Source organism: Imperialibacter sp. (assembly GCF_048007035.1).
Classification (GTDB): Bacteria; Bacteroidota; Bacteroidia; order Cytophagales; family Cyclobacteriaceae; genus Imperialibacter.
Genome location: NZ_CP180355.1, coordinates 6,166,244 through 6,187,707 on the forward strand (window position 1 = coordinate 6,166,244; position 21,464 = coordinate 6,187,707).

Annotated in this window: 14 protein-coding genes; 4 read left to right on the plus strand and 10 right to left on the minus strand. The window is 48.7% G+C overall.

Annotated elements, in window-relative coordinates; all coding sequences use genetic code 11:
- Nucleotides 1–49: 49 nt before the first annotated feature.
- Nucleotides 50–547, minus strand: a complete 498-nt coding sequence (locus tag ACMVP2_RS26135; RefSeq protein WP_416865784.1) for a GbsR/MarR family transcriptional regulator — start codon at nt 545–547, stop codon at nt 50–52.
- Between the two features lie 378 nt (nt 548–925).
- Between ACMVP2_RS26135 and ACMVP2_RS26140 the strand changes: the two genes are divergently transcribed.
- Nucleotides 926–3,319: a caspase family protein gene (locus ACMVP2_RS26140; protein ID WP_416865785.1), complete on the plus strand. Its 2,394-nt coding sequence runs from the start codon at nt 926–928 to the stop codon at nt 3,317–3,319.
- 158 nt (nt 3,320–3,477) lie between these two features.
- Nucleotides 3,478–4,659 (plus strand): DUF4249 domain-containing protein, encoded by a 1,182-nt coding sequence (locus ACMVP2_RS26145; RefSeq protein ID WP_416865786.1) that lies wholly within the window; start codon nt 3,478–3,480, stop codon nt 4,657–4,659.
- Nucleotides 4,660–4,696: 37 nt separating this feature from the next.
- Here ACMVP2_RS26145 and ACMVP2_RS26150 read toward each other — a convergent pair whose 3' ends face one another.
- The 5 genes from ACMVP2_RS26150 to ACMVP2_RS26170 form a co-directional block, all read right to left on the minus strand.
- The gene (locus ACMVP2_RS26150) at nt 4,697–7,564 is read right to left on the minus strand and encodes a tetratricopeptide repeat protein (protein ID WP_416865787.1); all 2,868 of its coding nucleotides are present in this window, start codon (nt 7,562–7,564) and stop codon (nt 4,697–4,699) included.
- 183 nt (nt 7,565–7,747) lie between these two features.
- Complete coding sequence (locus ACMVP2_RS26155) at nt 7,748–11,116, minus strand: FG-GAP-like repeat-containing protein (protein WP_416865788.1); 3,369 nt, start codon at nt 11,114–11,116, stop codon at nt 7,748–7,750.
- Between the two features lie 34 nt (nt 11,117–11,150).
- Nucleotides 11,151–12,758, minus strand: a complete 1,608-nt coding sequence (locus ACMVP2_RS26160; protein WP_416865789.1) for a thiol-activated cytolysin family protein — start codon at nt 12,756–12,758, stop codon at nt 11,151–11,153.
- Nucleotides 12,759–13,097: 339 nt separating this feature from the next.
- Nucleotides 13,098–13,934 (minus strand): tRNA 2-thiocytidine(32) synthetase TtcA, encoded by an 837-nt coding sequence (gene ttcA, locus ACMVP2_RS26165; protein ID WP_416865790.1) that lies wholly within the window; start codon nt 13,932–13,934, stop codon nt 13,098–13,100.
- Nucleotides 13,935–13,977: 43 nt separating this feature from the next.
- On the minus strand, nt 13,978–14,325 hold the full coding sequence (locus tag ACMVP2_RS26170; protein WP_416865791.1) for a hypothetical protein: 348 nt from the start codon (nt 14,323–14,325) through the stop codon (nt 13,978–13,980).
- Between the two features lie 62 nt (nt 14,326–14,387).
- Between ACMVP2_RS26170 and ACMVP2_RS26175 the strand changes: the two genes are divergently transcribed.
- On the plus strand, nt 14,388–14,921 hold the full coding sequence (locus ACMVP2_RS26175) for a class I SAM-dependent methyltransferase (RefSeq protein WP_416865792.1): 534 nt from the start codon (nt 14,388–14,390) through the stop codon (nt 14,919–14,921).
- On the opposite strand, the gene ACMVP2_RS26180 is transcribed toward ACMVP2_RS26175, so the two are convergent.
- The 3 genes from ACMVP2_RS26180 to ACMVP2_RS26190 form a co-directional block, all read right to left on the minus strand.
- Nucleotides 14,905–15,552, minus strand: a complete 648-nt coding sequence (locus tag ACMVP2_RS26180) for a hypothetical protein (RefSeq protein WP_416865793.1) — start codon at nt 15,550–15,552, stop codon at nt 14,905–14,907. The genes ACMVP2_RS26175 and ACMVP2_RS26180 overlap by 17 nt on opposite strands.
- Nucleotides 15,553–15,627: 75 nt before the next feature.
- Complete coding sequence (locus ACMVP2_RS26185; RefSeq protein WP_416865794.1) at nt 15,628–16,185, minus strand: Crp/Fnr family transcriptional regulator; 558 nt, start codon at nt 16,183–16,185, stop codon at nt 15,628–15,630.
- A gap of 78 nt (nt 16,186–16,263) precedes the next feature.
- Nucleotides 16,264–18,012, minus strand: a complete 1,749-nt coding sequence (locus ACMVP2_RS26190; RefSeq protein WP_416865795.1) for a PQQ-binding-like beta-propeller repeat protein — start codon at nt 18,010–18,012, stop codon at nt 16,264–16,266.
- Between the two features lie 134 nt (nt 18,013–18,146).
- Here ACMVP2_RS26190 and ACMVP2_RS26195 point away from each other — a divergent pair, with 134 nt between their 5' ends.
- Nucleotides 18,147–19,427, plus strand: a complete 1,281-nt coding sequence (locus tag ACMVP2_RS26195; RefSeq protein WP_416865796.1) for a hypothetical protein — start codon at nt 18,147–18,149, stop codon at nt 19,425–19,427.
- 32 nt (nt 19,428–19,459) lie between these two features.
- Here the strand turns inward: ACMVP2_RS26195 and ACMVP2_RS26200 are convergent, their stop codons facing one another.
- Complete coding sequence (locus ACMVP2_RS26200; protein ID WP_416865797.1) at nt 19,460–21,373, minus strand: CASTOR/POLLUX-related putative ion channel; 1,914 nt, start codon at nt 21,371–21,373, stop codon at nt 19,460–19,462.
- Nucleotides 21,374–21,464: the final 91 nt, after the last annotated feature.

The following is a 21,464-nucleotide window of genomic DNA, read 5'->3' on the forward strand; positions in this document are numbered from 1 at the left end:
TACTTCCATTATTTTCAATAAATTTTGAAAGTTTGTTTCAAAAAAAATATCAGAGCTTCATGAGCAGCTTATAAAACCAGTTTTGATCAGACTTCGTGAACTTGTCCAGTACGCCATCCACTTTTAGAGAGAAATCCTGCAAATCGCTGGTTACTTTCTTAAACTCCTTCAATTGTTCCTTATTATCTCCTGTCACGTCCTGCACCTGACTTAGCACCTTGATAATTGGCTCAATTTCCCTTCTTCTTCTCTCTTTGCTTACCTGCCTGGCCAACTCCCAAATGTCCTTTCCTGCGGTAAAGAACTCCTTCCTCTCTCCTATCTTGTGCTCTTTGTTCACGATGCCCCAGTCCATCAGCCCTCTGACATTCATGTTGACATTGCCACGGCTCATTTGCAGCTCGTCCATGATGTCTTCGGTAGACAATGGCTCTGTAGAAATCAGCAACAACGCATGGATTTGGGCCATGGCCCGATTGATCCCCCAGTTGGAACCGAGGGTGCCCCAGGCTTCTATGAACTTCTTTTTCGCTTCGTTGTATTCCATATGAAGGCAAACGTAATGATACTTATAGATGTTTCAAATATTATTGAAAGTTTAAGCAGGTCTTTGCTCTTGATGACGCAAACATTGGAAGTATCGTAGGAGAGTTAACCTAGTTTCGCCACCAAAAGCACCGTCATTTCGCAGTGCAGTGATAGCCAAGAGATGACGTGGTTGTGGGAAGTTCAGTGGTGCCACAACATTGTCTTACTCCCGTCCTGGTGCGTATCTCCACGCACCAGCAGCCTATGACGATGATACTTCGTAGGGCCGGTGTGAAGACACACCGGGGAACATAGGGGAAACAACCGACACGTTTCGCTGAGACACCCAACAATCTCTTAACTGGCATCGCCTTTAAAAATTTATTACCTTCCTTCTATGAAACAGCTCACCTGTTCCATATTTTTTTTGTTGCTGCTTTCGGCATGGAGCCTTCAGGGCCAGGTTGTAGATGCCACACGGCTGGAATATGATGAAGACGCTCTTCAGGCACGACAGCTGGGCATGACGGTGTCGCCCGATAAGAAGCTAGCTGCCTTCCTGCTAAGTAATGGCGAGCTGAGCGTGCTCGACCTGCTGCATACTACCTTTATCAAAACCTTTAAAATAGACATCGAAGACGTCAAAGAGATTGTTTTCACCCAAGACCAGCAAAGCATCCTTCTTGTAGAAGAAAACAGATTTCGGCTTGTAGACCTCGAAACTGGGAATATTACCCTTACACAGAACACGGAAGGGTTTATCAAAACGATCGCCGTGGGAATTGTGAGCAACCATTTTGGTATCGTATCCGGAGACGATGCATTTATTTGGGACGCCACCACCAAAACTCTCGTGGCTACCATTTCGCATCCAAAGAAGATCTCTATTATTTCCTTCAGCCCTTTTGAGAAAAAAATACTGGTAACTCCTTCAATCGGCGGCTTCAAAAAGCGCTACTCCCTCGAATACAAGTACGAAACGGGCACGTTGCTACAGAAGTATGAGGGTATCTACCTGACAGATTATGATCACCTGGAAAAAGGCCAGGTCATTGGGTGGAAAAACAGATCTGTAGAAACAGCCATTTCTGTTCCTGTGCTCAGACATGCTCCCCCAGCCAATCCCGATGCAGGTACGGAGCTATTTATTCTTGGCGTAGTAAATGGCAAGTCTAACGAACAGCGTGACGACGTGGGTTTTTACCTTACCTTCCTTCGGGTAAAAGACAAAGTGCTGGGCACGGTCGGCTTCCGTGGTTTTAGTGTGTTCGACATCCATGGCAACGGTAAGGTGTTTACCACCAAGGTCAGCCTGAACGAACGAAACAGGATGCTCAGCCCCAAAACATACCTTGCGCATCCACATTACACCCTAAGCGATGACAAAGTAATCATCAACGCTTACGGCGACAATATCAATCAGATCTACAGTGCATCTCAGAATGCCATTGTCGGTTACATCTTTGTGGATGCAGGAGGCAGCCTGGCTGTTGTAACCCGAGATGGCCGGTTTGACGGGACTACCGATGCATCGGAAAAGCTGTACTGGGCGGCCAGAAAATCGCTCACCCGAACGAAGCTGGAGAGCACCTTCAACCAACAATTCAGTCCAGGCTTGCTGGCCGAACTGATGACAGGTGAAGCGGCCATCCCTGAAGTGGATATGGAAGCACAGATAGCTAGCGTCCCTTCACTCAGAATTAAGTCTTTCAATGGCGCAACCATTTCTGACAGACAGGAAATACCCAAGGTAAAGTCGGGCACCCGTGCATCTACCATCACCCTGGAGGTGACCGAGAACGTTGAAAATGCCAGTCAGCTTAAGCTGTTTCATAATAACAAGCTAGTGGGTACAGCAGCACCTGTCAATGGGCTCGCACAGTTTGAGGTAAACCTGACCACCACCTTCGGGGAGGAAAACTACTTTTACGCTGTAGTGGCAACCGCCGACAACCTGGAGTCGGAGAAGAAAAAGCTCGTGGTGAATTACCAGGGCAAAAGTGACGATCCGCCCAGGCTGTACCTGGTCACAGTAGGCATCGACAGCTACCTCAATCCCAAGTACAATCTCAACTATGCCATTGCCGATGCTGATGCCTTCGCCACTGCCATGGAAAAAGGAGCTTCGGGCGTCTTTAGTACTGTAGAAAAGATCACCGTCCGCAATGAAGACTTCACCCGAGAGGGCGTAATGAAGGCGCTGCAAACTGTAAGTCAGTCGGCCAAGGAGCAGGACCTGTTTGTATTTTACTATGCCGGCCACGGGGTAAGGTCGGAAGGTGGTTCAGAGCCATCCGAATTTTTCCTTGTGCCACACAACATCACCCAGCTATATGGCAGGGATGAACAGCTGTTTGAACAAGCACTGTCGGCCAGCCAGCTGAAAGACATTGCGCAGACGATTAACGCTCAGAAGCAGGTGTATATCCTCGATGCCTGTCAGTCCGCCGCTGCATTGGGAGCAGTAGCTGCCAGGGGCGCCGCCGAGGAAAGGGCCATCGCCCGACTGGCCAGAAGCACTGGTACCTTCTGGCTAATGGCAGCAGGTTCAGAGCAGTTTGCCACTGAATTCGAATCGCTGGGACATGGTGTGTTTACCTATGCCCTGCTGGAAGGCCTCACAGGAGCTGCTGACGGCACCAATGCCGACCAGCAGATCACCATCAAGGAACTGAGTGCCTGGGTAGAATCACGAGTGCCAGAGCTATCACAAACCCACAAGGGAAAGCCGCAATTCCCTTCAGGCTATTCCTATGGCAACGATTTTCCCCTGGTAGTTTACGAAAAGTAGCTTTTTCACGTGCCTGCCAGGCCGGCCCAAATGCGAGGGTTGCAAGTCCTATCTATACCATTCCTGCCGGAAACCTGGCTCTAGAAGGCAAAGGAGGTGAGTATTTTGAACAAAATTTATTTAGTGAATACCGGGCATTGGGGCGCAGCCTCGCTAAAATGTTTAAGACTCTGAGTAAAAACCTCACCGCCTTGTTCACAAGATTTAGCTGCATTCTTATCGCTCTTTTACTCAGCACATGCGTTGAGCCATTTGAACCGGAAGACCCCGGATTCAAAAGTGTGCTGGTGGTAGATGGCTTTATAAGCAACAGCACCGAACCCTACACGATCACTCTTAGCAGAACAGCGCCACTCAGCAGTCCTGGCGCTTTGCCGGAAGCCGGGGCGGCGGTCTCCGTTGTCGATGAAGAAGGGGAAGTATATCTTTTCGTGGAAACAGCTCCCGGAGTTTACCAGAGTGATCCAAACGTATTTATCGGGCATATAGGGGGCAAATACCAGCTCAGCATCGTGGCATCGTCGGGCGATCAGTACCAATCCGACATCGTGCAGCTAAAGCAAAGCCCTCCTATCGACAGCGTATATTACGAGCGGGAACTTCGCCTCACTGATGTGGCAGGAGAAGTGAATGATGGGATCAGTATTTTCGTGGATGCGCATGATAGCACCGGCCAAACGAGGTTTTACAGATACGACTACATAGAAACTTACGAGGTGAAGCTCAGTTACCCTGGCGACTGGGTTGCTGATCCCACGCAGGATGCCTTCGTAGTCAGAAATCCCAGGCTGGGACTTTGCTATGCGACTCACCCGGGTAGCAACATTCTGGTGGCCAACACAAGTAGCTATACCGAGGATCGTGTAAAGAAACTCGAGGTGACCTACGTGAGCACAGGTGGCTACAAATTGAGTGGCCTGTATAGCATTCTGGTGAAACAATATGCCCTTAGTGAGCCATCCTACCGCTATTGGTACGAGCTTCAAAAGACTTCCGAATCGCTTGGCACACTGTTCGATCCCCAGCCTTATGAAATTAGGGGCAACATCCGACAGGTAAACGACCCGGAAGCGGCTGTGCTGGGCTATTTTGATGCGGGGGCGGTGTCGGAGAAAATGCTCTTCGTGGACAAAGTAACACTACTTGGCCAGGGAGTCCAGTACCCCAGCGACCCTTGCATTGCTGAGCTCCGTTATCCGCTAACTGCCGTAGACTTTGGTCTCTACAGGCAATGGGATTACCTGATCGCCGCCATTGAGCCCATCGTTATGATCCCTGCCGAATGTGGCGACTGCCGGTACCATGGAACGCTTGAAAAACCTGCTTTTTGGCCGAGGTAGTGATCCCACTACTTCCCCTTTTCGTCATCGCTGCCCGTCATAGGCCGCTGCTATGCGGGTCGTACTGCTTGCGTACTTCGCCGGGCGCAAAGCCATACTTGTCGTGAAAGCACTTGCTGAAATAATTGGGGCTGCTAAACCCAACCATGTAGGCGATTTCCGCTGCTGTGCCCGAATTGTTCTTCAGCAATTCCATAGAGCGGGCCAATCGGATATCACGTATGAGTTGGTTAGGCGAAAGGCCGGTGATGGCCTGTAGCTTCCGGTACAATTGGCTTCTGCTCATTCCGATGAGGCCACCCAAATACTCCACACTCAGGTTGGCGTCATCCAGATGATCTTCGATGGAAACCATAAGCTTATCAAGAAAGGCAGCATCAATTGATGTAATAGCCACTCCTTTCGGCTTGAGAGTAACAATTTGGCTAAACTGCTCTCTGAGCTTTGCCCTTGATTGAATCAGGTTATCCACTCTTGCCAAAAGCTCCGTCGCCTCGAAGGGTTTGGTGAGGTAGTCATCCGCTTCTGTCTCCAGGCCCTGGAGTTTGCTTTCCAGGTCTGCTTTGGCTGTAAGCATGATCACCGGAATGTGGCTGGTTTCCATATGGGTTTTTAGCTGTCGGGTTACCTCATACCCATCCATTCCCGGCATCATGATGTCAGTCACGATCAAGTCCGGCACCTGCTCCTGCGCTTGCCGGATTCCTGACTTGCCATCGGGGGCTTCTAGTACCTTGAATTGATCTTCAAGGATCTTGCGGATGAACAACCGCACGTCTTCGTTGTCTTCAATAAGGAGCAGCGTCTTTTCCGCCCCGGTGTCTGTCCCAGCCTCAGCATCATTCAGGGGCACGTCGTCTGCCATAACCTCAGCTGTATAGTCCGCAGTGTTTGGGTATATAGTCAATCTTTCCCAATGGCTTTTGCCCAGCGGAAGATGCACCCGAAACAGGCTGCCTTCTCCCTTAACACCCTTCGCCTCAATAGCTCCCGAGTGGCTCTCCACCAGCTCCTTCACCAAGGCCAGCCCTATGCCTGTGCTTGCCTGCATGTCGCTCTCGGTATGATAGTATCGCTCAAAAATATGCTCAGCAGTCTGCGCATCAAATCCTATCCCAGTGTCTTTCACCACAATCTCCAGCGCCTCACTTCCGGACGGCAGCAACTGGCTGCCTTCTACCTTCAACACGGCAACACTTACCGTGTCGCCAGCACGGGTAAATTTTAGCGCATTGGTTACCAGGTTGACAATTATCTTTTCCAGCGAATCTTTATCTGCACATAGCATTAGCTGATCCACTTCGCTGCTGAAACCAAAGTTGATTTTACGTGTCCGGGCCAGAGAGTCAAAAGACATCACTATACCCTTTAAAAAAGGAACACAATCAAACTCAACTACTTTGAGCTTTAGCTGCCCCGAATCAAGCTTTGACAAGTCCAGCAACTGATTTACCTGTGCCAGCAGCCTGCCCGCATTTCTTTTCATGATGTCGAGAAAAAGCTGGAGCCTCTCATCGGAAACCGACTGTTTTATTTGATCAATAGGGCCGATGAGTAACGTAAGGGGAGTTCTAAACTCATGAGAAATATTGGCGAAGAACCTGGACTTCATGCGATCGACTTCTTTTTCCTTTTCCAGCAGCAACCTATTCTTCCTGCTGCGGAGGCGCTGCTGATTGTAGAGAAGGAAACCAATTAGGCCTGTAACAATTACCGACCCTATCAAAATGTTTCTTCGCAGTGCGGCCAGTTCATTTTCTCGTTGGAGCGCAGCTATTTGCTGTTCTTTCTTTTCCACATTGTAGGCCAGCTCCAGTTTGGCTATCGACTCATATTTTTGACTGTCAAAAAGACTGTCTTCATATATCTTATAACTTTTGAGGTATTCAAAAGCTTTCTTATAATCCCCTCCCGCTTCATGGATTTGATAAAGTAGATTGGAAGACCTGCTTATCAGTCTTTTATTTCCCAATTCTTTCGCAAGTCTGTAGCTTTCGTTAGCATATTTCAGGGCCTCGCCATAGTCCTTTTTCAGCAAGTAAGTCTCCGCCAGGTTTGTTTGCGCCAGCGCATGCCCACTGGCGCTGCCATCTGCTACGTTCAGCTCATCAGCTCTTTTTAAGTATTTCAAGGCACTGTCGTAGGCTGCAATATTCCGATAGTCTTTGCCCAAATTATTGGAAGCTATTGCTGCCAGGTTCTTGCTACTATTTTCATCAGCAACATGCAGCACCTGATAATAAAGATGGATAGCACTATCGTATTGCTTAAGCTCTCCATGCACAAGCGCTATGCTATTAAGGACGCCGGCGGCACTCAGTTCGTTTTCAAGCGAATTTTGAATGGCCAAAGCCGACTTGAAGTAGAACATCGCTTTGTCAAAGTCATCCTGTATCCGAAACAGGTTCCCGATATTGTTGTAGCAGTTGGCAATGGAGTATTTCGCATCTATCTCCTCAAGAATTTCCAGTTCCTGGAAGTAATACTCCAATGCCTCTTCGTAGCTTCCCAGTTCCTCCCGAACCGTGGCAATACGGGAAAGCGTTTTAGCGCTACCCAGCTGGTCGCTCAATGAGGAAAAAACATCTAACGCCTGCGAAAAATATGCTAAGGATGCGTCGTATTCGTCGTTCCTGAAAGACAACCACCCAAGAGAATAACAGGACTCGGCAACTCCATGCTCATACTGCATGCGTTTTGACTCATTTAACGCCTGGGCCAAAAAATCCTTTTCCTCACCGCTTTCGACCGCTATCTCCGAAAGCTGCAACAACACCAGTACTCTGGTGGTATCACTCCTGCTTGTTACGGAGAGCTCGTGGAGTAGACTGTCTTTTTTGGACACCTGACCATATAGCGCTTGTATTGTAAAAATGGAAACAATGAGAAGGCAGCATTTCTTCATTTCTAAAACTAACTAAAACTGGTTGGCCAGTTAAACTTAAACTAAAATCATGTACGAAGACAGATAAATATCCATCGCATTCGCTGTGCATGCCAATGAGCTTTGTCCACCACCGCCGACTGTCATGCTTCTCTGCTGCCTTGCCCCACAAAGACGATACAACTGAGCAAGCTGCCATCAGCCTTAGTCCTTTATAAAAGGGGTTCTGGCCCATTTATTCGCTTTGAAAACCATTAACTGATAGATGCCCCTTTCAAGATTCCCAACGGTAAGTTCTAACTGTTCTGTCTTCTTTTTCACCTGTACGGTCAACACAATTTTCCCCGAACTATCGACAATCCGTAACTGGTCGCCTTGTTCAAACGGTGATTGCGGTGAAAGGAAAAGTCTGTTTGACGTTGGGTTCGGGTAAACTGTCAGCTGATGTAAGTTGTCCTCCACACCAAGCGCACCCGGCTGTTCAGCAGGGCATACTCCTTCAACAGTAACAATAACTGTCGCCTGCGTTTCATTGCCCGATCCATCTGTCAGGGTAACAGTTATCTCATTTTCGCCGAGGTCGTCGCAGGTGAATGTTTCCTTGCTCAGGCTTATTACAAAAAAGCAATTGTCTGTGGAGCCATCATCTACCTCCGCTGCGGCGACTCTGCCGTTCCCTTCTTCGTCCAGGTTGATTACAATGTTTTTGAGAGCCGCCTGCGGAGGCAATTCATCAAGAACATTGACACTTACGACGGCAGTCGATTCGTTTCCGCTGGCATCAGTGGCCTTATAGCTAACCTGGTGTTCTCCCAAATCCGAGCAGTCAAAGGCGGTTTTACTCAAACTGGCAGTAAAGCTACAATTATCGGTTGTACCATTGTCAACTTGCCCGGCAGCAAGTATAGCTTTTCCCTGGGCGTCAAGATAGAGCGTGATGTCCTTTGTCGACACAATAGGTGCCTGCGCATCAACAACCGTTATGGTGGCTGAAGCGGTTGACGTATTGCCACTTGCGTCGGTCAGGGTAAAATCAACGGTGTTTTCTCCCAACTCAGCACAGGTAAATGAAGTCTTGCTCAGGCTAGAAGTAAAGCTACAATTGTCAGTGGAGCCATTGTCCACCTGGTCAACACTGAGAGTGGCATTTCCGTCGGCATCCAGCTGCAAGGTTACGTCCTGAGCCTGCACAACCGGAGCCTGCGCATCAACGACTGTTATGGTGACCATCGCCGTTGCGGTATTGCCACCAGCGTCTGTTACCGAAAACTCAACCGTATTTTCTCCAACATCTGCACAGCTAAATGCAGTTTTACTCAGGCTGGAAGTAAAGCTGCAGTTATCGGTGGAACCGTTGTCCACCTGGTCAACACTTAGGGTAGCATTTCCATCTGCACCCAACTGCAAGGTGACGTCCTGCGACTGTACAACGGGAGCCTGCGCATCAACGACCGTTACGGTGACTGAAGCGGTTGAGGTATTGCCACTAGCGTCGGTCAGGGTAAAATCAACGGAGTTTTCTCCCAGCTCAGCACAGGTAAAAAATGTCTTGCTCAGGCTGGAAGCGAAGCTACAGTTGTCAGTGGAGCCATTCTCAACCTGATCAACACTCAGGGTAGCATTTCCATCTGCATCCAACTGCAAGGTTACGTCCTGCGACTGTACAACTGGGGCCTGCGCATCAACGACCGTTACGGTAACCGAAGCGGTTGAGGTATTGCCACTTGCATCGGTCAGAGTAAAATCTACGGTGTTTTCTCCCAGCTCAGCACAGGTAAATGATGTCTTACTCAGGCTGGAAGTAAAGCTGCAGTTGTCAGTGGAGCCATTGTCTACCTGATCAACACTGAGAGTGGCATTTCCTTCGGCATCCAGCTGCAAGGTTACGTCCTGCGACTGTACAACGGGAGCCTGCGCATCAACGACCGTTACGGTAACTGAAGCGGTTGATGTATTGCCACCAGCGTCTGTTATCGAAAACTCAACCGTATTTTCTCCAACATCTGCACAACTAAATGCAGTTTTACTCAAGCTGGAAGTAAAGCTGCAGTTGTCAGTGGAGCCATTGTCCACCTGGTCAACACTTAGGGTAGCATTTCCGTCGGCATCCACCTGCAAGGTTACGTCCTGCGCCTGCACAACGGGGGCCTGCGCATCAACGACCGTTACGGTGATTGAAGCGGTTGACGTATTGTCGCTAGCGTCCGTCACGGTAAACTCAACGGTGTTTTCTCCCACGTCAACGCAAGAAAATTCAGACTTATCGACCGAGAAAGTCAATTCTTCACCCCCCGGATCATAGCTATCTAAGTCAAGGTCACCAGCCTGAACTGTGGCCACTCCAGCTCCATCCAGCTCCAGGGTCAGGTTTTGAGGCAGTGCCACCGGTGGCCCATGGACAGCAGGAGCCGTGGTATATAATTGTTTCACATGTGGAAGGTCATCAAGCCATGAACCGTGTCCAACGAGTAGAAAGTCTAGCACGCCATCATCATTATAATCACTCCAAAGCCCCTCTCCAAACACTGTTCCCGGAAGGTCGATTCCACTATCAGTAAAGGCACCATCGGCATACTGGTAGATTTTTGAAACGGGCGGCACATCCTGATAACTGGGGAGACCGGTGAGCAGCAAGTCCAGGTCACCATCATTGTCCATATCGCCCCATTCCACATGGCTAAAGAGTAAGTCGTCAATGCCCGACTCTATGTCGGTAAATACGCCGTTATCGTTGCGATAAATCACAGATTTGGGCAAACCGAACGGATACAGGTCAATGCTGATCGTGGACCCGGTAATAACGACATCCAAATCTCCGTCGTTATCATAGTCGCCCCATCGCCCCGTGCTATACATCACCCCTTCCAGTCCGGCAGAGAGGTCTTCAAAAACGCCATCGTTGTTAACATAGATGGAGCTATGCACCCCCTGCAGGGGATCGTAGCCGGTGATAAGGAGATCCAGGTCTCCGTCGTTTCCATAGTCGGCCCAGTCGAGCGACCCTTCTTCAGAAACAGGCAGGTCAGCCCCAATATCCGTAAAGTAGCCACCATCGTTGCGGTAAATGACACCCCTGAACTTTCCATTTTTCTTTGCGATCACAGCCACGTCGGGATCGCCATCTCCGTCATAATCGCCCCATTTCCCATCGTGGGAAGCTACTCCAGGCAGGCCTGAATTGATTGCAAGTGAAAACACCATGCCATTGTTCTGATAGAGCCGGGCATAAAAATCATCCACGCCGATAGATCTGGCACGTGTCACCAGCAGATCCTGGTCTCCATCACCATCATAGTCTGCCGCATCAATACTGCCGCCATTTGTTCCGTAAGCCCCCGTTTCGATGGGGAAGAAAACTCCGTGCCTATTTTCGTACAGTTCAAGAAACAGCCAATCAGGCGGAGCAATGACAAGGTCAAGATCTCCATCACCATCAAGGTCAGCCCAGGCGGCGGTGTCGCCCCCCCGGTCTTGCCCGAGAAACTCATTGTTGATCTCATCAAGAACAAATTGGGCATGACTGGGCAAAAAGGAAACGGCAAAAAGAAAAATAAAAAGTGCTTTATAGTTCATGTCGAGCAGATTAAAGTACCGAATGGTTTGAGGGTCAATTGAGCAGTTCCAGAGAAATTTCGGCATCAATTTCGAAATCGGCGGAGCTGAGTCTGATGGTGTGAGGATTGGCGGTGAACTGGTCGCTGGACAGCTCAATCGACTTGCGGTCTTCCTCGTTGGCGCTTCCACCGTCATAGTCACGTGCCCACGCTGATAGCTGGATTTTGGCAAGTGAGTAGTCGTGGGTATTCGTATGAAAGGTCAAATCGATAAAATTACCTGCCTGGATGATAGCCCCCGAGCCCACTACATGGCCGTCTCCCCCGCTTGAGTAGGCATACACCTGCTGATCCACGGGATTAATCCGCACAAAATCGCTTGAGGAGTTTTCCCGCTCAAAAGCATTGGCGTAGACATACAGCCGGTCTATTTCTATATCGTTATCAAACCCCTCGTCGTCTGCCTGCACAATAAGAAACCGGTTGACCCGCACCCGCACCCGTTGCTCTATTTGCAGGGTTTTCACCAGGGTATATTGCGAAGTAAGTGTCACCAGTGCCAACGTGTTGTCGACTACATGCCTGAACTTATATACCAGAGGCACGCCCGGAGAATCCTTCGTAAAGTCTTTACTTGCACTGATCACGTTGAGGAAGCCTTGCATGCCCGTTTCCAGGTCCTTCAGCCCAGCGGTGGAACCACCATACACCACGATGGAAATGCTTGAATTTTCCATCACATTCCTTGTGGACACTCCCACCGATATTTCCGAATCCAGGTTCCCTTTTCCGTAGGCCACCTGCAATGCCTGGTCCATCACATCCGACGTGTAATCGGATTCTATAAAGATCAGCGCCATCATGCCATAGCTGACACTTGCCACATAAAGCGGCGATGAACCCGTTGGCATTGCAAACTCAGCTTCTTCGGCCGACACTGACGAGCCAAAAAAACGACGGGGCGAAGCGGGCGGATCCACATCAATAGAATAGTAAATCTGGGTGTACTTGGCCATGATCCTTGTCTTCTTTGTGCTGGACTCCCAATCGAATTTTGACTTCAGGCTCCCAGCTCCATAGTTGATATCGGCCCCCACAAACAGATTCATTTGTGACTCGCTGTGCATCTCCTGGTAAGTGAAATCCACCTTGGCTGGCACTTTGGTGTCGGAGGTTACCGCCTTTTTGAGCAAATCCGAAATGCCCTGCCTCACCGTGGAGAGCTTGGGCTCATCTACAGTCTGACTAAGGCTTTCACCAACTGACGAACTCTCAAGAGAGATAGAAAAAGTGATAGGAGCCCGCAGAAGGACAATGGGTTCATATACAAAGTCATTGGCCTTCTCTCCCTTTATCAGGTTTCCTGGCCAGATGATATCGTCATTTAAGCCGAGATACACGATGCTTTCTACATTGTCCACTATGTCATGCTTCTCGTAGGAATACACATGACCGTTCACTGTGTCCTTCTCTACTTCCGTGATTTCATCTTTGTCGGGTTCTGCCGGCGCTGTTTTACCTGCTGCTGACAGTACCTCGTCGAACGCCGGGTCGTCGTTGGGTAGCTCGTCTTCCTGGCATCCTGTGAGCGCACAAGCCAAAAATGTAGCCATCAACCACAGCCAAAAAGCTGTAGTAACCTTGGGAAACTGATCTTTCATTTTTTCTGATTATTTGAAAGGCAAGGTCGGAGAAAAGCCCCTTGAGCACGTGCAAATTTGGCGCAAATGCTTACGAATTTGATGCAGGCAGCACAAAGAATTGGAGTAGAAGTACCTTTGGCAGAAAACCCGCTATAGTCTATATTAAAAAAGTAGCCTCATCGACATAGAAGCCTATACATGTGAGCGCCTGAATGATAAACGGTGTCTGCCGAATAGTGAATTCTTTAATACCTCACACTCCTTTCGTAGGCAAGCAGTTAATCGCTTACGACGGTTTCTTAATCTGAAACTCAATGAAGTTCGAAAGCCAGAGCAAATGCCTGGTGAAGAGATGCCTCACGGCACAAACTCATCTACCCTCCCGACCTTCGAAACCAGCTCCTCAAAGTCAAAAATATCTTTATCGAACAGATGCGATGGGGAAACGTTCTTCAAGGCCGTGAGCATGATCTCGGTGCGGTCAGGGAATTGCTGCTCCCACTGCTTCATCATCTGCTTGATCACCTTGCGCTGCATATTGGGCTGAGAGCCACAGAGGTTGCAGGGGATGATCGGGAACTGCTTTAACTCAGCATACTGAATGATGTCCTCTTCCTTGCAATAAGCCAGCGGGCGTATCACCACATGCTTACCGTCGTCGGTACGGTACTTCGCTGGCATGGCTTCCAACTTGCCGCTGAAAAACATATTGAGGAAAAACGTTTCCAGCACGTCTTCCCTGTGATGCCCAAGCGCAATTTTTGTGGCCCCGAGCTCTTCGGCTGTAGTATAGAGAATGCCCCTCCTGAGCCTGGAACAAAGGCTGCACATGGTTTTGCCTTCGGGTACCTTATCAACCACCACGGAATAGGTATCTCTTTCTACTATGCGAAAGTCAACGCCAAGATTGGTCAGATAGTTGGGCAACACTTCTTCAGGGAAACCCGGCTGCTTCTGATCGAGATTGACCGCTATGATGTCGAAGTCGTGCTGTCTCGACTTTTGCACGTGCAGCAGCATGTCGAGCATGGTGTAGCTGTCTTTGCCTCCTGAAAGGCACACCATTACCTTGTCCCCAGCCTCTATGAGGCCGAAGTCTTCCTGCACCGCCCACACCTTCTTGTGTAAGCGCCTGATTAATTTTTCCTGATCCAGCTCTGACAACATGCCCGATTCAAATTTGCGTTTCGACACAAAAATAAATGCTGAAATCTGGATTATGGCCAAGGTCTGGTCTTTATTTAGCTAACGGGTGTTTAAGATAGATCATTACCAGGGGCAAAATCATAAAAGGAAGCTCAATGAGCGCCGTTTTGAAGTCACGCTGCTGCAGGCAGAGGGCCACAATCAACAAAAGGCTGGCAGCCGTGATAAAGTTGCCCAGGAAGAAGGTTCTGGGAAACAGAATCAACACGGTGGCGAAAATTCCCACAGCACCAAAAATGATAATGGCATTCTTGTTCATGCCCCATTTGCCAAACATCTCCAGCATTTTGGGTTCGGCACTTACCATTCCCCAGCCATGTTTGAAGCCCATGTACACTGAGAACAGGATGAGAATTGAATTAATGACTTTCAGCACCATGATGTTTTTATGAACAAGTTAAACTATTTCTCAGGCTTTCAATGTTTAGTCTCCACACAGAAATGGAACTGAGCACCGCAATCAAATTGATAGAGAATGGCGTGTCCAACGCCGGGGATGCCCAATCGTGGTTTGATTTGGGCGCTGGCAATGGCCTGTTTACTAGGGCACTGGCTCCACTGCTGCCTTCAGGCAGTGTTGTTACTGCAATAGATAAAAGGAGTTCATTCTCGCCCACCCAAAGCGACCTCAAAGGTACCACCCGTATCGAAACCAGGGTTGCAGATTTCACCACATTGCGCTCAGAAGATTTGAAGGCGAATGGCATTTTGATGGCAAATTCTCTTCACTATGTGAAGGATCAAAAAGGATTTCTTATGAAGGCGCTGGACAGCTTGCTTCCAGGCGGCAGGCTGATCGTGGTAGAATATGACACGGACCGAGGAAATATGTGGGTGCCCTACCCGCTCAGCTTCAGTTCGCTGACTAACCTGCTGACCGAAACATCGGCTGGAATTGTCACCAGGCTGGGCACCACTCCCTCACAGTTTCAGCGAGGGGGCATTTACAGTGCGCTCATCATGTCTGCGACGTAGCTGAGGTTCTGGCTAATGCCACGCCAACTGCAAGAAGCCAAATCACAAAAGCCCCGATAAAAATGCGAAGCCCCTCCAGGTCGGTAAAAACAAACCCCAACAGCGTCATAGCAATGGCGAGGGTGCCAACCACCAATCCAAGCCACCCTAACCACTTTCTTAGCAGCCCTGTTCTTACAATCGCCCACGACCAAAGAACGGCGGCGCCAGACAACGCCAGGATAAAGATGAGGTCGAATGCCTTGTTTAGTGAGTAGTTGTAGATCAGCACAGTTCTTATCATGCCACTGTTTTCACTGGTGATCTCGCCCATTCGTTCCATGAAAAACGGTACTGCCAGGCCATTCAATGCCGCTGCCATCATCACAGCTACGGCACTAAAGGCGAAAAGCACTGCACCTCCATAGGACAAAACAATGTCGGACTTGAGCTTGATTGCGAGCCCCAAAAGGCCATAGCAGAGCACAATGATGGACAGAATTGCCAAAGAGTGGCTGGCGATGATGATGTCAGACATTTGCCTGATGCGGGCTGTATCGCCACCAGCCGGGTGCAGCACCATTGTGAGCACCATGAATACTGAGCCAATGATAATGGCTATTCCGCTTGATTTCTCCAGTCTACTGTCCATCTTTCATCTGTTTGAATGATGGACAATTATAGAGAGTTTAAAAATGGAAAGACTTGATCGTAATCAAGAAATGAATCACTTGATTCGGGATCTAATCCTGCTCAGCGTTTCTGGTGTGATTTGGAGATATGATGCAATGTGTTTCAGGGGAAATACCTGAAAGAGCAAAGGCCGGGTAGTAAGTAGCTCCACGTACTTTTCGTCAATCGACTTTGGACTTAGCTTGCCCTCCACCCCAATGAAGTTGTGCTCGAGAAGCTTCCCGAGTACAAAGAAAACCGGAGAAATGCCTATGAGTTCATGAATTGAACTAACGTCAAGTCCCAGCACCGTCGAGTCTTCAAAAGCGGCAATGCTGGCCAGAGCCGGTTTTCTGGAAACAAAACTAAGGTTATCAATTACCCAGTCGCCAGGCAAATAGAGACCGTCGATAGTGTCTGAGTCATCATGCTGCCGGTATTGCACCAGGCTGCCCCGTTCAAGAAAAAAAAGTCCACCGCAAATCTGCCCCGCTTTTAGCAAGAATTCACCCTTGTTTAACTGAGTCGAATTAAGGCGAACCGTGATCAGGTCCAGCTCATGCGCTGAAAAAGGGTGTAACTGTAGCAGCGATTTGGTAATACTTGCAAACATTGGTTGGCAGAATTTTAGCGATGGTTGTTGCCGCCTCCAAGTTTGCTAATCTCGTTCTTCTCTCCAAATCTCCCTGCTCTAAAGTCCGTGTTCGGCCAGCTTTCTTATTGTTTCCAAATCGCCTTGCCGAATAGGCATGTAGTGCCACGAACAAAATGAGATGTACCCGCCTTTCAAACTACCGATTGGTTTCCAAAAGGCAGCCACCCGCCCATGTTCATTCATTGCCAGGGGTACAATGCCTTCACCCCCAGAGATCGATGATCCCAAAGAGGCAAACGATTCGGGGAGCCCCCAATGGCGGCCTGCTGGCGTTGCCTTTGCGTAGTACACACCAAAGTCCATGTTGACATCAAAATATATTCCCAGCAAATCGGCCGAATACTGGGCATTGGATGCCACAATGTTGAAGTCCTTGTTGGTCACCCAATAGTTAGGAAAATAACCCAGCCAGATTACCCTGCCGCCCGCCTCCATATATTGGTTCAGCAGGCTTCCCCCAGCTTCTTTCCCTACCACCGCCTTTGGCATATACTGATGGGCAAACACGATGCTGCTTTGTTTTTTGTCGGCAATCCGATCTCTCATGAACGTGGTAAGCGTAGCGGTATCCAGCCGGGCATAGCCCAGGGGCTCCAGGTATGGCGAAATCTTTTCTGAGCTTATCATCTCTTTTTGTGCCTTCAGTTCCGGGAAGTAAACAGCAAGCATTCTTTCCTCCCCTTCCTCAAAGGCATACAAGGAACCATCGTCACTCCCGACATAGAGCGTACCGTCGTCGAGAACAGGCGAAGACATCACGGCTCCTTCTGTCTGGTACTTCCACGCCACCCTGCCGGTTGCTTTTTCAAATGCATAAACCAAGCCCGTGAACGAACCAATATACACGTGCTTTTCGTCCACCACAGGTGTGGAGTAGAAATAGGATCCTCCATCGAATTTCCACAGTTCCTTCCCACTTCTCATATCCACTGCGGAAACAGCAAGCGCATCGGACCACCCAACATATACCGTATTTCCATCAATTGTTGGCGAGCTCCCGACCCAGGAGGATCCGTAAGTAAACCTCCACTTTTTTTCAAGGGACCTAGCATCAATGCTGTACAAGCCACCATCTCTTGCACCGAACACCACCTGATTGTCCTTCATGGCTGGCCTGGAGATCAATGATGTTCTGTCCCATCCGTACACTTCGGTGTAATAACTTACCCCCTCGGTCTCATATTTCCCTTCCTCTTTGCCACTGGCAGCATTCACTACATAAAGAAATCCATTGAAATCAGGAACATACACTTTGTTCCCGTTCACGAGCGGCGTAGCCCTTATCTTATCTGCCGTGGAGAATTTCCAGGTGAGTTTTCCATTCTGCAAATTGAGCGCATAGAGATTATTGTCGCCTGAACCTATCAAAACATTGCTGCCATGGGCAACAGGCGAGGCATCGTAATAGTCCCACCCCCAGGTGTGTGGAACGGGCTTCTCCATTTGAAATGACCACAACAGTTTGCCTGAAAGGGCATCAACGGCATATACATTGTTGTCTCTTGCCTGGAAAATTGCCTTTCCTCCTGCCAAAAGTGGCTGCGAAACAATGGCACCCCCAGCTTTGAACTGCCAGATTTCCCTGGCCGACTCCTTTTCAACGCAGTATAAGGTACCTGCCGAGTTCCCAAAGTAAAGTTTGCCATCATTGATTGAAATCGTACCCCTCACGGGTGCTCCGGTTTCAAACCGCCACTTGATTTGGGGGTGGCTGAGGGAGCCGTTAGCATTGAGCAGACCAGGAAGCGATACTAACACAAGCAGGACAAGTAATATTCTTTGCATACTTTTGAGTTTTGGTTTCAACAAATCAATCGAAAAGAATAACAGACTGTCGAAAAACGCCCGGACTTGTCTGTTCAAACCTGCTCAAGTCGGTTCAACTATTTTTTCTAACCCTATTCAGCTAAATTTTGGGCATGGAGTCAGACGATAACAATATAAAAGAATGTCTTGTTGAAATAGAGAAGCGGCTCAACTGGGGGCCTGGCGAAGCGTGGACTACCAACGACTTCAAGGCGCTTAGCGAGAAAATCCATGCTGCCACTGGCACCAACCTCAGCGTGGCCACTTTGAAGCGCCTGTGGGGTACTATCGACTACCAAAGCAAGCCAACAGCCACCACACTCAATGCGCTTGCTCAGTACCTCGGTCATGAGAACTGGAAGGCCTATCAATACACCAACAGCCTGCCGAAAGAACACAACCAAAAGGAGCCGACTTCGGCAGAGACGAAAAAAGGCCGTCCCGTCGGCATCATTCTTTCATTGCTAGTCATACTTCCTCTGGGAGCATGGCTGCTGTTTTATATTTCGAACAAAGACGAGGAAGAGGTAAAGCCTCTGCCCGATGCCAGCCTGTTCAGCTTCAGCAGTAAGCAGGCGGTATCAGAAGGCGTGCCCAATTCTGTGATTTTCAATTATGACGCATCGCCTGCCAGCGCTACCGACACGGTCTTTATCCAACAAAGCTGGGACGAAAGGCTTCGCCAACAGGTACCCTACGACAAGAAGGTACACACCTCTATCTACTACTACCCCGGCTACTTTCAGGCAAAGCTGGTAGTCAACGACAGTATTGTGAAACAGCACCCTGTTTATATCACCTCAATGGGTTGGTTGCCTTTGGTAGAGCAGGAGACGGTGCCGGTGTATTTCAAAGTGGAAGATGTAATCAAAGGAAATGGGGCTTTGTGGCTTCCACTTGAAAAGCTGACCAGTAACAATATTCACCTGCAGCCAGAAACGCCCTGGACATCCTACTTCTATGTGAAGGCATTTGAGGGACTGCAGTCCGATAACTTAGTGTTCGAGGCAGAACTACGGAATGATTTTAGAGAAGGCGCCGGCATTTGTCAGCATACCGAGGTTCATCTCCTGCTGGCAGGAGGAGCGCTTATTGTTCCATTGGCCATCAAGGGCTGCATTTCCGGCCTGGCGCTGTACGACGTGGATGGAAAAGTTGAAGACCCGACGCCATTGGGAGTAGACTTCTCAGATTGGGTAAAGGTGAGGTATGAGGTAAAAGATATGGCAGGGCGGCTTTTTATCAACGATGAATTGGCATACGATAGCCTGAACCTCCATTTCGGGCCAGTCGAAGTGGTTGGATTGAAATTCCGGTTTCAGGGAACAGGAAGTGTCAACTATGTAAAGCTTTGGGGAAAAGATGAAGAGCTCCTTTTTGAAGAAAACTTCTAATTGCCCTGCTCCATTCCCCCTCAGGCATGAGACTAGCTCTCGGAAATCACGATCACCCTGTCCTTCCAGCTGAACTCTATCAGGTCCGACTTTTTCGGGTTCACCACCACTCCATAGCCCATCTCCACATTTTTAGCGTCTGACATCCGTCGATAGCCAATGGCAATTTCATTTTGGCGTGCGGCTGACTCCAGCACTGCGTAAAAATTGGTCGTCACCATGCTGTTTGCCTCTAAAGAAATGTAATCTGTAACTGGCTTGATATAGATTTCAGCCCCGTCGGCGTCAAGCAGTTCCTCGAAAACACGCATCAAATACTTGTTCTCTGCCACCTGGGTCATTAGCAAACTAAGCAGCTTATCACTCACAATGAAGTCGTCGGCGCTGGTTACGTCTGCCAGTTGGCGATTGCGGATATCCATCATTTCCGAAACCAGGTTCACCTTTGTGGGGGCACTCTCCAGTATATTCCTGAGGTGCAGCAGGGTAATCAGCGTTTGTGCATCTGCTTCCTGAAGTGGAAAGTCGTCCTGATAGCACAGCATGATGATGTAATTGTATTGCTGGCAGTTGAGTTTTTCAAGCTCGGTTCTGTCGGTCGTGTCGCTGTGCTGAAATTCCAACCTGATATTCTCCAGCGAAGCCTGTAGTTTGTCCAGGCGCTCTTCGCTTAGCTTAAATTTTGAAATAATATGCACGGTGGATCCTTCATCCACATACTTATCCAGCTCCCTGATCACCAGGCTGGCTCTGTGGTTCCAGCCAATAACAAGAATAGATTCTACGACACTTGGCTTCTTTTCTCTCCGAACGATGCGCTGCTCGTCGATCACAAACGACTTGCCCGATACAACCATCGTATCGTCATCTTCTGTGATACCAATGAGCTTATCTCTCTTTTGTATGAGTTTGTTCATCGGTGGGTTAATCAGTATCTCAACTTCATTAGCCGACTGCATACCAATGATGGCAGAATCCTCGTAGCTAAAAACGGCCTCTCGGAAGGTTTTACCTACCAGCTTTGGCTCCTCCATGAAATAGATTTCATCACCTCCGAAGTCCATCAACTCCGTGTAAACAACAGAAAGCCCGGATTGCAAACTGGTTTGCACCATCACCTTCGACACAAATTCATCTGAAAGGATCAGTTCTACTTCTTCCTTTCCTACCATCTTGGCCACCTCATAATTCTCGCTGTGCTTTATCTCGGCGGTAATGTGGTAAGGCGTCTCCCTTCGGGTATCGCTAGAAGTAATCGCCAGAATTGTCTTGATAATCTGGCTGTCTGAGTTTTCATTTTCCTTGTCAAGAATGATGATCGACTTTGACCCTGCGGGATTCCCTATATCCAGGTCGTGCAGGTCAATGGGATCCCCGGTACGACAAACAATCTTGGTGTTCTTATGGTCGGGTATTTTGTCACGAATCTTGTCCTCCATCTCAATCTTGTCCTTGTCTGCCAAAATCACAATAAGAGGATCTTTCTGGTTTTCATTGGCTATGATCAATTCAGACACAATGGTATAAATCTTCGAAGACCACCCCAGAATCAACACGTGGCCGTCGTCCACAATACGGGATCTTCCTTTGCGGAGCCGATCAATTTTGTCCATGATTCCGTTTGAAATCAAACCAATCAGTGTACTGAGCGCTATGATACCGTACCCGGTGACCACAAACATCCAGAACCTGTAAATCCAGTCCCCCTCATGCTCCGCCAATGTGCCAGGGTCAAGCGTATGCATCAAGCCGAACCATAGTATATTGATGTAGCCGTCAGGCAGCGCTTCATCGGGGCGAATATTGGCAAAAAAGAGGATGCAGGTAAAAACAGATAGTATAACTGTAGAGAAAATAGTGAGATAAAGTATGAGTGCCACCGGACCGGCTGACATCAAATTATCGAACTTATAATTTAGTTTTTCCCGAAAAGGGTAATTTTTCATTTGAAGAAACTTTTTGACAGAATTTGCCTTAGAAAAACATTTTTGTCTGTATTCGACTACTCCGAAATTCGCCACACAAAGGAAAAATACC